This is a genomic window from Acinetobacter sp. ANC 3903, from assembly GCF_002135315.1.
Lineage (GTDB): Bacteria > Pseudomonadota > Gammaproteobacteria > Pseudomonadales > Moraxellaceae > Acinetobacter.
Window position 1 is genome coordinate 44,620 of sequence record NZ_NEGA01000021.1, and the last position, 13,128, is coordinate 57,747.

6 protein-coding genes and 3 pseudogenes are annotated in these 13,128 nt (G+C 36.2%); 4 read left to right on the forward strand and 5 right to left on the reverse strand.

The genetic code is table 11. The features are described from left to right. Positions 1 to 54 precede the first annotated feature (54 nt). Positions 55 to 153 (forward strand): annotated as a pseudogene (locus B9T29_RS16640) (hypothetical protein); the annotation flags it as partial. Positions 154 to 253: 100 nt separating this feature from the next. Here B9T29_RS16640 and B9T29_RS14645 read toward each other — a convergent pair. Then, a complete protein-coding gene (locus B9T29_RS14645) occupies positions 254 to 1,567 on the reverse strand; it encodes an McrC family protein (RefSeq protein ID WP_086176633.1) in 1,314 nt (437 codons plus the stop codon). Further along, a complete protein-coding gene (locus tag B9T29_RS16645; RefSeq protein ID WP_086176638.1) occupies positions 1,567 to 4,806 on the reverse strand; it encodes an AAA family ATPase in 3,240 nt (1,079 codons plus the stop codon). Before B9T29_RS16645 ends, B9T29_RS14645 begins: the two co-directional genes overlap by 1 nt. Before the next feature lie 248 nt (positions 4,807 to 5,054). On the opposite strand from B9T29_RS16645, the gene B9T29_RS14655 reads away from it, so the two are divergent. Next, a complete protein-coding gene (locus tag B9T29_RS14655; RefSeq protein ID WP_171264066.1) occupies positions 5,055 to 7,499 on the forward strand; it encodes a type I restriction-modification system subunit M in 2,445 nt (814 codons plus the stop codon). On the opposite strand, the pseudogene B9T29_RS14660 reads toward B9T29_RS14655, so the two are convergent. After that, a pseudogene (locus B9T29_RS14660) lies at positions 7,467 to 8,399 on the reverse strand (IS5 family transposase). The gene B9T29_RS14655 and the pseudogene B9T29_RS14660 overlap by 33 nt on opposite strands. Before the next feature lie 206 nt (positions 8,400 to 8,605). Between B9T29_RS14660 and B9T29_RS14665 the strand changes: the two are divergent. Both B9T29_RS14665 and B9T29_RS14670 read left to right on the forward strand, forming a co-directional pair. Then, entirely contained in the window at positions 8,606 to 9,220 is a 615-nt protein-coding gene (locus B9T29_RS14665) for an OmpW/AlkL family protein (RefSeq protein ID WP_086176634.1), read from the forward strand. A 50-nt stretch (positions 9,221 to 9,270) separates the two neighbouring features. Beyond that, positions 9,271 to 10,512 (forward strand): SfnB family sulfur acquisition oxidoreductase, encoded by a 1,242-nt coding sequence (locus B9T29_RS14670; protein ID WP_086176635.1) that lies wholly within the window; start codon positions 9,271 to 9,273, stop codon positions 10,510 to 10,512. An 86-nt stretch (positions 10,513 to 10,598) separates the two neighbouring features. Here B9T29_RS14670 and B9T29_RS14675 read toward each other — a convergent pair whose 3' ends face one another. Further along, positions 10,599 to 11,354, reverse strand: coding sequence for a TorF family putative porin (locus tag B9T29_RS14675; RefSeq protein WP_086176636.1), 756 nt, complete (start codon positions 11,352 to 11,354; stop codon positions 10,599 to 10,601). Positions 11,355 to 12,960: 1,606 nt separating this feature from the next. After that, a pseudogene (locus B9T29_RS14685) lies at positions 12,961 to 13,128 on the reverse strand (IS982 family transposase); the annotation flags it as partial.

Sequence of the window (13,128 nt, forward strand, 5' to 3'; positions counted from 1 at the left end):
AGCAGCTTCGGCTGCTTTGATTGTATTTATACTGCTGAAATAACGAGAAATCGCATGAAAAAAATTGTCATTGCTGCTAGCCGTATTGCTATGGGCAACTTCCAAGGTAGCCTGTCCAGCTTAAGTGCACCTCAACTAGGTGCAGCTGCGGTGGTGACAGCCTAACTCAACATGTAAATATCTCATCTATCGATATTTAACATATCCGATGTTACCCAATTTAACCCAAGCGAAAAATCACAAGTTATGAATCTCAAATAGTTCGATCAATTAAATGCTCTACAAATGACGAATGCTTTCCTTCAAGACTTTCATCCAAATCAAAAGGAATCACCCTTAACCTAGAGTTACCATGTTTAAACTTCATGATTGGCAATGCTTGATCGAACTCACCCTTGCGTGCCGGATAAACCATCACAATTTCATGTTCAAGACCTAAATAATAAGCACTGTAAGCGAACATTTGCTGCACATCGCTATCTTTAATCCCAAATTTAGCTTTAGTATCTACTTGGTCAATTAACTTCCATTTGGTATCTAAAACTTTAATGTCATGACCTGATTTATGTTGCATGTAAATATCAGGTTTCAACTTAAACATTGATCGTCCATTTTGCTCACACATATAACGATCTTGTTTTTGTAATGAGACATTCCATTCAGGTAATAATCTTTGGATTTTACGACCTACATAAACCTCAAATAGCCTTTCCATAGGGAATAACAAACTTATTCCTCGTGCCACACCATGCGTAGAAACTGGCATATATTCGCCTAGAATAATCTCAGCCCAAGGTTTAATATCTTCATACAGAGTGAGCAATCGACCGGACTGCCACTGTCTAAAATCATTTTTGATATTCTGACTTCGCGGAATCTCGCCGGTCATTAAACGCAGTTCTTGAGCTAACTTCCAATTCGATGCATCTTTAGTTTTTTTACACACTACTTCAAGTGCTGTTCGTATTAAACGATTCTCTGCTCGATTAATTTCATAAACATCATGCTCGATTGGAAATATATGCCTTTTTGCAGGTGGCTGACGCATATATTGAGCATGCTGTAATTGCCCCCTTAAAAACTTTTGTTCCTCTTGCACACGATTATAGTCAAAGCGTAAACCACGTTGTATCAAGTTTTCAAAACACTTAAGAAATTGCTTGATGATCCATTCATGCAAAGGTTGTACAAATTTATTTAATGATGCTTCACCCGCTTCTCTATAATTGAGATCTAGTGCAGTACGAAGCATACGCTGTAAAAGAAGGCGTTCCTTTTTAATCACCTCTTCTACACTTTGCCCCTCACTAACCACAATATGCTTTGGCAAAATCTCAATGCGTGTTCCGCATTGAGTTTCGATAATACCCACATATTGATCAAGTTTAATTTTCTTACGTCCAGCCAATTCGAACACTTTTGCACCGTGCTTTGAAAATGACGCTGACAAATCACAAATGGCATTAAAAGTACTTTGACTGATATAAGCACAATCTAAGTTATTAGGCGGATGGTTGCTAAATTCAACACAAAGATAAGCGTATTCTCGAACCGTAATGTCCTTCATTACGAAGCCACCTGAGTTCCTAGAATTGTTTTATAACTTTCTATCGCATCAAATGCATCTTTTTCAATTTTCCAAACTGCTTTTTGATCTAAGTATCCCAACTCTTCCAACACATCTGCTGGAAATAATGCCGAAATTGAAGAGTGACGATCTTTGCTCAGCATACCATTTCGGTTTAGCACCAAATCAATTTTCCCCCAATCATCAAAGAAATACTCTTGAAGTTGTGGAATGATCTTTTGCTTAAATATTTCTGCCAAATGCGCCAATGAAGGTGTTTTCTTCAATGACATGAAGTTTGCATGCCCAATACAGTGATCACGATCTAGTAATACTTCAATTCGTTGATTCATTTTTTTGAGTATATCTGCAACAACAATTTTCTCAGGCTGTCCCTTCTGATTTAGTCCCGTAATCGTTATGAGATTCCCCGTGTCATCTTTAATCTTTTGAGGATCTGGTTGCATTTCCACAAAAGTAAAACGACGACGTAAAGCGATATCCAAACCAGTAAGGGACCGATCAGATGAGTTCATCGTACCGATAATATAAACATTTTTTGGCACACCAAATTCTTTTTTAGAATAAGGCAAAGTAACTCTTAGCTCCTCATCAGCCTCTAATCGTTTTGAGTCCTCAATTAAGGTTATCAGTTCGCCAAAAATACGAGAAATGTTTCCTCGGTTAATTTCATCAATAATTAAAATATATGGATCTTTATTTTTTTCTTCTTGATCCAAAAGATAACCGGCCTGATTAAGTGCTTCCAACAAATCATTCCAAGTGAAACGCCATAAACGATACATTGTCTTTAATGTCAGACCACCCCCATCATTCAGTTCACGAATATTGAATGCAATATCCTTCAATATCCAATTTACCTCTCTACAATGCAGATAGTCCTCTCGAACTGCATTTGGTCGTTGTTCATCAAAGAAATAATCACCTGTTACTATAGCTATACCACAGATTTCACTTGTATTTTTAAGACAAAGTACGACATCACCTACTTCCACACCACTGACAAATTGTTCAAGTGTATGGTGATCCGTAGCACTGAATTGCTGATAGTCTTCACTATATTTAGTTTGTTCATTCAATAAATTACCCGTTTGCCCCCAGCCTACACGTATCTGATTATTTCCAAAACAATATTGTCGGGTAGATAGATCCCCTATTGAAAGTTTCCAAACACTTGCATTGGATCGTACGCCCAGATCTTTCATTATCTTTTTATTTTCTTTAGCACGATCACATATTTTTTTGAATACGCCAGCTTTTACATCATAACTTAACTGACCTTGTTCGGTTTCTGCACGAATTCCCTCAACAAAGTCTTCATAACTAAAGCTCTGATGAAAGGTCACAAATTCGATCCGACCTTCTTTTTTAAATCGATCAAAATGATCCTTTAACTTTTTTCTGCCATCAGGCTGTTTTTCTTCTAATTCAATTTCATCTATTGTCTTGTTTTGTAAAATAGCTAAGGCATGGTTAATGCTATGATAAGTTTTACCGGTTCCTGCTGCACCGAATAAAATACGGTTTAAAGCATGTTCTGATTCTTTCATATTTATTGTGTCCACATTTCCATTGAATTTTTTAGATTTCTTTTTTCCAATTTCAGTCGCTCTTTGCTCAAGAATCCGCTCACTTAATTGCTTCACATAGTCAAAATAGGAATACTGCGCTCTATCAGCCTCAACCTCTTTATAGGTCGTTAAGTAAGTAAATGCTGAGGATTTTACCAAGCGCTCATAGCCTGCTCTTTTGAAGTCTTCTTTGGTAAAAATTGGATAAATATTCGGCTGGATAAAATCCTGATATACAAATGCAATTTTCCACTTTAATGCACTATTAAGCTCTATTGTTTCAATTTCAGCAAAATCTCCCTGTCTTGCTAATTCAGCAATACATAGTACTCGGTCTTTAACTGTCTCAAAAGCTTCATCAAAGGTCTGACCAAATTTCTTTTCCCAAGCGAGTTTATTTTCATATCGATAAACTTCATGCTCTCTCGTTTCTTTCTTTTCATCCGCAGGTTTCCATACATGAAAATTATTTCCGTAGGTCTCACCCATACTGATGTCAAATAAATCCAAGTAACGTGCAAAGCTATCATATTGTTTTACATGGTAATAATCTTTAAATTTCAGTTTTTGAATACTTTCTAAAGGCCATAACGATAAAAACTGATCAATGCGCTCTTCAATACCACCGGCTTCAGGAAGTTCATACCAATCACAAAGACTTGCTAAATCTTCCTCATTTGAAATTCTGATCAGTACACTTGGGCGCGCTATGCCTAAGCGATCACTATAAATCTCTAAATGATGATTACGTTTTTCAGCTATTCCATAGATACGATCAATTTGGTTAAAAAAGTCAATTTGAGGCAAACATTCTATAAATAATTTAGCGCTATGTAATTTTGGATCTAGAGCGATTTCACGATTTTGGTTATTTATAAAAACCTGAATGTGTGTAGAACCTCTAGCAACACCATAACGACTTTCTAAATATTGAATTGCTTGTGTTGCCGAATATTTCTTACCATGTCTAGCCCATGCATCAAATGATAACTTAGCAAAAAAATCACTATATTTTTGTTTTATTTCAGCTAAACATTTTTGATATTCTTCCCACGCTAGACGATAAGTCTTGGTATTTTTAACTTTGCTCGCTTGTGGTAATTGTATATTTTCTAAATAAAGTACTGTTTGACCATCAATGGGTAAATATAGTTCTGGTGCATACCAAAATAACCCTTGAGTCAATTTGGAAAAGCCGACCGAATGAATCCCTAAAATATCTCCGAACAGTTGAGCTGATACTTTTGCAGGGCTATCTATACACTCAAATAAGTCCCACAATAAATCTACATCATGGCTGTTACGATGGTATTTGTAAGGGAAAAATAGTGCTGCAGTTCCATGTGCAGTTGGTACACCTGAAAAATTTTCTGCATCTACATTTAACAGGTCTTTTCCCAAAATTTTATTTACGAATTCAGCACGTCGACTCACATTTGGGAATTTATTAATGAGTGATAAAAACGAGAAAGGATCCATTTGTTCTAATGGAATTTTGGTGCCTTTAGGATTTTCATCTGCCGGCACAGCAATGCCAGCATCTTTTAACAGATCTATTAAAGCTTGTTGATTATTTCTAAATCCTTTTACTAGCGTTTTAATTTCTTTAAATGCTTTTATCCAATCGTAGTTTTCTTGATGTGTCACCCTGCCCCCTTTATTAAGTGAAATCTGAATTACTTTCACTTAGTTATTTTCTTACAACAACTTAAATAAATCCAAGTTATTTGAATAATTCTGCCAAAGTATAAAACTCATTTAAATGCTAACAATACGACATAAGTTGACGCACATTTCAACTAATTCTTATTTTTTTTAAGCCTTACGTACTTTTAAAATTTTATTTTGCTAATATTTGCTTCAACTTTCTTTTAATCTTTTATATTGCAGTTACTATGGCTATTAAAAAATCAGAACTCTATTCTTCACTTTGGGAAAGCTGTGACAACCTACGTGGAGGCATGGATTCAAGCCAATATAAAGACTACATTTTAGTTTTACTCTTTATTAAATATGTCAGCGATAAAAAAGAACAATTAGATTTTATCGACATCCCAGAGTCTGCAACTTTTAGTGCCATGATTGAGCTAAAAGGTAATGCTGAAATCGGCGACCTGATTAACAAGCAAATTGTGGCGCCACTTGCCGAAGCATGTGCCCTCAATGTTAAGGCAATGCCGGACTTTAACGATTCAACCAAACTTGGTGATGGTCAAGAAAAAGTAGACCGTTTAACCGACTTAATTGCAATTTTCCAGCGTCCAGAACTTGACTTCTCAAATCATCTTGCTAATGGCGATGACTTACTTGGTGATGCTTTTGAATATCTTATGGGTCACTTTGCTTCTGAAAGTGGTAAGAGTAAAGGTCAATTCTATACACCAACGGAGGTCAGCCGTATTGTTGCCTCGATTGTTGGAATTGATGAATTTGAAGCTCGTGGCGATACCACTGTTTACGATCCAACCTGTGGTTCAGGCTCATTATTGCTTCGTGTAGCTGCTAAAGCCAACCGTGATGATATTTCGTTGTATGGTCAAGAAAAAGATGCTTCGACTAGCGTTTTGGCACAGATGAATATGTTCTTACATGGTTCTGCCTTGGCCGAAATCCGCCAAGGCAATACCCTTGCAAGTCCTAAATTTATTGTCGATGGTGAGCTACAACACTTTGATTTCATTGTAGCCAACCCACCATTCTCTGATAAAAAATGGTCGATGGGTTTAGATATTTCGACGGCTGATGCAGATCAATATGGTCGCTTTGAAGAGTTTGGTATTCCTCCTTCAAAGCAAGGTGACTATGCTTACCTGCTGCATATCATCAAATCTTTAAAATCGACAGGTAAAGCCGCATGTATTCTTCCTCATGGCGTTTTATTCCGTGGTAATGCTGAAGCAGATATTCGCCAAAAATTAGTAGATTATGGTTTTATTAAAGCCATTATTGGTCTACCTGCTAACTTGTTCTATGGTACAGGTATCCCTGCTTGTATTATCGTGATTGATCGTGACAATGCCTCAGCACGTAAAGGCATTCTCATGATTGATGCGAGCCAAGGCTTTATTAAAGATGGCGCAAAAAACCGTCTGCGTGAGCGTGATTTGCATAAAATCATTGATGCCTTTAAACATCCTGAAGAGCATGACAAACGTTATGCTCGTGTGGTTGGTTTAGATGAAATCATTAAAAATGGTTATAACCTGAATTTGCCACGTTATATCGACAATAGTGAAGCTGAAGATATCCAAGATATTGAAGCGCATTTACAAGGCGGTATTCCAAATGCCGACGTTGAAGATTTAGCCGACTATTGGAAAGTGTGTCCTCAGCTTAAGACCAAACTCTTTAGCCCACTACGTGATGGTTATGCCACACTTAATTGTGCGACACATGAAGTAAAAAGCTTTATTAACCAAGATGCAGAATTCATTGCATTTAAAGAAAAAATGCAAGCGCATTTCCAAGTCTGGGCAGATCAAGCTGAAGTTAAACTGAAAGCACTAAAAGCGAATGAATTCGAGCCTAAAGAATTAATTACCGAACTGTCAGAATCATTACTTGCCCACTACCAAGGTCAAGATCTTGTCAATCATTACAGTATTTACCAAATCTTGATGGATTACTGGGAAGGCATTATGCAAGATGATGCTTATATCATTGCTGCCGATGATTGGAAGGTCAATGCTGAACGTATTATTGAAACAGTAAAAGCTAAAAAACAAGGTGGTAAAGACCAAGTTAAAGATAAGGGTTGGAAAGCTGATCTTGTTACAAAAGAAAGCGTAATTAATCGTTATTTCAAAGATCGTCATAATGAGCTGGTACGTGAACAAGCGAAGCTAGATGAGCTCACTCAAGAACTAACCGAGCATGAAGAAAATCATTCAGGTGATGAAGATATCCTTGAGCAAGGGATTAAAGATGTAAAAGAACTTTGGCAGGCAGAAATTTTAGATGCTGCACCAAAAGCATATGCAGCCGATTACTGTCAATATGAAAAAGCGCTACAACAAGAGGAAATGGCGAAAACTGAGTTAGCACAGCTTGAGCTTGCTCACCCGATTGTGCGACAGATGGTTAAAGATAAAATTAATACGACGAATAAGATTAAAGCATTTGCTGAAAATCAAGCTCAAGAGTTGGTCGATATTATTTTTAACTACGATGAAACGTTAAAGTCTTTAAAGACAGCTCAGCGAACCATAAAGACCAAGTATGAGATCTTTGATTCAGGTATTTCGGCAACGTTAAGGGCTTTGTTGCATAAAGATTTTAAAGATAGAGCTTTCCTAAGTTGCTCAAATTTAAGTGACAACTTGGGTATGAGGTCTGCCTAATTCTGTAAATTTATTTAACACGGCTATACGTGCATGAACTTCATTGACCTGACTATCAAAACTCCTTGCGCTGAGTTTATCGCCTAATAATTTGATGCAATGCATCTTAGTTTCGACCAAACTTCGGCGATGCTAGCCTGACCATTTTTTCCATAATGTCCTGCCGAAACGTTTAACTGTTCGAAGTAATTCATTTCGCTCTCGCGAATGAACTTTGTTACCTTTCCAAGGCTTTGCATTTTTTCTTGGTGGAATCACCGCATGCGCTTGCCGATCTGCAATGATCTGACGGCATTGCTTGGTGTCATAAGCGCCATCCGTATAAACAAAGTCAATCTGCTCATCTTGAGGGATCTGATCAAGCAAGTTTCCAAGAACCTGAGCGTCACTCACATTATTTGTTGTGAGCTGAACAGCCCGTATTTGCAGAGTTTTAGCATCTATGCCGATATGTAGTTTACGCCATTGGCGACGATATTCAGGTTGATGTTTCTTACGTTTCCACTCACCTTCGCCTAAAAACTTCAAGCCAGTAGAGTCCACTAATAGATGTAGCCCATCACTACTTTTCTGATAGCTAATCAAAATATCAATATGCTTTTGTCTTCTACAAAGTGTGGTGTAATCTGGTGCTGTCCAATCTAGACCACATAGTTTAATCAGGCTTTGAACAAAGCCGGTGACCATGCGTAAAGACAGACGAAATAAGGATTTAATCATTAAGCAGCATTGGATTGCTGCATCAGAATAGATTTGATTTCGCCCTTGTTTACCGATGGACGGAGCATACCATTGGGTCGCTGAATCAAACCAAATTGATATATTTCCTCGATTGATCAAGGCTTTATTGTAGGTCGACCAATTGGTTGTACGATAGATTTTTGGTGTGAGCTTATTCATTTGAAAATTATATTGTGGAATAAGTCTTTAGAGATACGTTTGTGCAACAAAGCCCTGTTGAGTGAACAGCAGCTATTCATCAATATTAAAATAAAATTGAGCAATATAAGTATATATTTTAAATAAAAATGTAATAAATACAATATCTTATTTCTGGTACGTTTTATGCAAAACAGATCAGGTATTTATTGAAAATAGGCATACAAATGAAAGGTAAAATATATTTTACATTGTTAAATACCATTCTAATTTTAGGGGCAGTTAATACTCAGGCGAATGCCGCTGACTATCGTTGGCAAATTCGTGGCGCAGTTAGCAATATAGATCCAACATCATCTCCAGGAAGTATTTTTGATAAAACTGCAAAAGTTGATATTGAAGATACTTTCGGATTAACAGGAACGATTGGATATTTTGTTACTCCGAATGTTGCTTTAGATTTGTTGGTAGGCTTACCTCCAAAACACGACATTATTGTTGCTGGTGCCAATGCGGCGACCACTAAACATTTACCTCCCATTTTAAGTGTGCAATATCACTTTTCACCCAACGCAAAAATTAGCCCCTATATTGGTGCGGGGATTAACTATACCTACTTCTTTGATGAAAAATTGAAAAGTGGAGGGGATTTACATCTTTCTAGCTCTGTTGGATGGGCAGCACAGCTTGGTGCGGATATTCGCTTAACACCAGAGTGGAGTGTGGGTGCAGATGTTCGTTATGCCGATATTAAGACTGATGTCAAAATTAATGGCGATAAAGTGGGAAGTGTGGATGTAGATCCAACTATATATAGTTTAAATGTGGGCTATCGTTTCTAACAAAAAACAATTTTTATGGGTTATCAAATCCTACTGAACAGGAAAATAAAATGACAAACTTAAATATCGATCAATTTATTCAAACTTTGCCTACACAAGCAGCTCATCGTATTCAATCAGAGGATGAGGCAATTCGTATAGCTCAACAATTGGCTGAACAATTTGCAAAAGAAGCATCTCTACGTGATCAAAAACGGCAACTACCTGTTGATGAATTGAATGCTTTTTCACAGAGTGGGTTATGGGCGATTACAGTTCCTAAACAGTATGGCGGTGCTGGTGTTTCATGGCGTACTGCTTTAGAAGTCATCAAAATTATTTCATCTGTTGACCCGTCATTAGGCCAATTACCACAAAATCACTTGGTCATTTTGGAACATATTCGTTTAGATGGCACAGAAGCACAGAAAAAGTTCTTTTTTGAGTTAGTGCTAAATGGTGTACGTTTTGGTAATGCATTCTCAGAAATAGGCAATAAACATGTTGCTGATTTTAAAACTATTATTAAGCCTATAGCAGATAATGCTAATCAACATGGTTTTGAAGTGAATGGTAAAAAATTCTTTGCGACAGGTGCTTTATTAGCACATTGGGTACCTATCGTAACAGTGAATACAGAAGGCCTTCCACATTTAGCATTAGTTCCAAGAGAAACTCATGGTTTAACTGTGATTAATGATTGGTCCGGTTTTGGCCAGAGAACCACAGCTAGTGGCACTGTGATAATTGAGCAAGTAAAAGTACCTGTTGAACATGTTGTTCCAATTTATCAAGCCTTTGCAAAGCCAACAGTCGCAGGACCTGTTTCACAAATTATTCAAGCGGCTATAGATGCAGGAATTGCACGAGGCGCTATTCAGGAAACGATTCAATACGTTAAACAGTATGCTCGCCCATGGATTGATGCCAATCAAGAAAAGGCAACAGATGATCACTATACGATTGCAGCAATTGGGGATTTGAAAATTAAGTTGCGTGCTGCTGAGGCAGTTCTAGATTTGGCGGCAGACCAGATTGAAGTAGCCACGAATCAAGCTGATGAAGAAAGTGTTGCTGAGGCATCTGTGCTGGTTGCTGAAGCGAAGGTACTAACAACGGAAGTAGCTATTCTTGCAGCGAATAAATTGTTTGAATTAAGTGGTACACGTTCGACTCTGGCAGAACTTAACCTTGATAGACACTGGAGAAATGCGCGGACTCATACTTTACACGATCCAGTGCGCTGGAAATATCATTTAGTAGGAAATTACTTTTTAAATGGTGTTAAACCACCACGACATCCTTGGGCATAGCCTATCAGTGAAAAGCTCCATTATTAAAATAATGGAGCTTTCTTATTTTTTAAGCCCATAAAAACAGGCTGGCGTAACAGAATCAATTAAAAAGAAAAGGATTTACTTAATCCTAGGATCACTTTATTGTCATGACCATCAAGATCAATTCCGACATAAGAGAATTTTGCAGAAATACCATCATTAAAGGATTTGGTTAGAGAAAGAGAATATGTGAAAAACTCATCTAGTCCACCAATGCGTTCCTGATCAAAGGTATCACCGAATGCATAGCCAAGTTGAGGAGTTAATGTCACACTTGGTTTGAGCTGAATATCTGCCTGAGTTGTAATATACCATGCAGATTCATCCTGATTCTTTGGATCTGGTAAATATGCATTACGGTCAGGTGTAAAATGTACTTTCGCACTTAAATTAACAGGATGTACATTTTCTACTTTGTAGTTAAGTCCAGCATATACTTCATAAGTATTGTATTTTGTTTGATTGGGATAATTTAAATAATATAAACCAACATCAACTCCCAAATTGTTATTAAGCTGAGTTGCATAACCTCCATAAATATCCCATTCAACATCACTGTCTGCATTTCCATTGCCATCTTTATCATACCATTTTACATTAGAAGCAAAACTGCCTAAATAAAGACCAGAAGCATGTTGATAATCAATGCTGCCTTGAAGGCTTACTCCTCCAGTTTGATCCAAACCCCGGGCATAATAATCACTCACTGCACTAATATTTCCAGTAGTCGCTGCATAACTGTAGATACTTGATAAAGACATCATGGCCAGTAAACTAGAACGAATATAGTGCTTAAGACGTGATTTTGATTGAGCCATAGTAAAGTTCCAGAAAAAATAAGTCTTTTGTATTGGCATTTTCCATGCCAAAATTAAATTATTGATTTATAATAATTATTTTTTATTTTATAAACAGTGGTTGTATATTTTTTTTAATATTTGTGGATTTAATGTTGTATTTTATAAATGGTGAAATTATTTATTCTGAAACTTTTTCATAAATCGAGCTTCATCATTAAGATTTAAAAAATTACCTTATCCGTGAGTATGTCTAAAATAATACATCAAAAAAAACGTTAAATTAATGATATGCCACATCATTTTTATATTACTGTCAATGCTGATGCAATTAGTACACCATTTCAAATCCCAAGACAGGATTTGAACAAGATTTTTAAGTAATTCAAAACACTAAATCTAATTTGGGTACAAAATTTTTAAAGTCTTAAAAATCATTTATTTAGGACTGGAGTTGTTTTATTAAATCTTATAAAGATTTTAATTGTTCCAAACAATGACAATCATAATTAAAACACCAACTGAGTATGGTCTTTAAAAGGCCTCATAATTTCGTGAGGTTTTTTGATTTTTCAGAGGAATTAATTTGAGCAAACAGCTAAATTTTTTAATGCATGGTGGAAACGCGCTCAGTAAAAAGAATTAAATGGTTATAAAATACTAGTTCGCTTACCTCCATCTGGTTAAGCGGGCTTTTTTAATATTTAATAAATCATTAATTAAGTTTTTCTAATAATGTGATTTAATTAACATTATTTTATATTTTGGCATATTAAGCCACTGAATATTATTTGATTAGTGTACAAAATAGCCAATAGAAACTAGCTGTAGTTTCTAAAAGGACTTTTCCATGGTCCTTATTTTATAAGCCCCATACCAATTCTAAGTGTGGGCTTTTTTTATATGAGGGAAAGCTGTAGATCTTATTTAATTCCACTTAACACTCGCACTGTATTAGGCATGGGTTGTGAGTGGGGTTTCAGGAATTCAGTTAAAAAAACGGTGGGGTATGATTAAGAAAATTATCAAATCTATTTTTTGCAAGCATGATTACAAATTGATTCGAACTATTCATGGGGATCAGATTAATCAATTAAATGCCCGTAGTGAATGGCAATGTAAAAAGTGTAAGTGGATTACCTATAGTTGTTATGTAGACCGAATCAAATAGCATCATATAACAAATACTATCTCTATTATTGATATTTGATATGGCATTTTTAATGCTTGATAAATCATTAATTAGCATCGATTAATAGTTTGATTTGGTTAATATTATTTTATTTTTTTGGCATATTATGTCACTGAAAATTTATTGAATAGTATGCAAAATAACCATCAGAAACAGCTATAGTTTCTAAATTACCCTCCAGGAGCCCCAATCCCCTGGAGGGTTTCTAGTTTATATAAGTCCAATCACCCTTACCAAAGTGTTTTTTTGCCTGGAGAAAAATGATGCTCCAATTCTTGATGTGTTTATTCGGCCTGCATGATGCCACTGAAATCGATTACACGATTGATGATAAAGAAATCAAAGTTGCCGGGATTGTTTGAAAGAAGTTAAGTGATAATTGATCAAAAAAATACGATTAATTAAATTAATAAACCCAAATCCTGTTTAAGCCAATCATTCCATTACTCGAATAGCTGGCTTGTTTTGATGGCATAACGGGTAAGCACATAAAGATGCATAAATTCCAGCTAAGTATCCTTCAATGCTTCTCGCTTTACTCGTCACCAAATGATATTTCCCTTTTAACAGGCTGAATAAAGTCTCTATTTTATTACGCTGCTT

Coding starts and splice junctions, on each gene's coding strand:
- B9T29_RS14645 (WP_086176633.1), bottom strand. CDS start 1,567: ATGAAGGACATTACGGTTCGAGAATACGCTTATCTTTGTGTTGAATTT.
- B9T29_RS14655 (WP_171264066.1), top strand. CDS start 5,055: ATGGCTATTAAAAAATCAGAACTCTATTCTTCACTTTGGGAAAGCTGT.
- B9T29_RS14665 (WP_086176634.1), top strand. CDS start 8,606: ATGAAAGGTAAAATATATTTTACATTGTTAAATACCATTCTAATTTTA.
- B9T29_RS14670 (WP_086176635.1), top strand. CDS start 9,271: ATGACAAACTTAAATATCGATCAATTTATTCAAACTTTGCCTACACAA.
- B9T29_RS14675 (WP_086176636.1), bottom strand. CDS start 11,354: ATGGCTCAATCAAAATCACGTCTTAAGCACTATATTCGTTCTAGTTTA.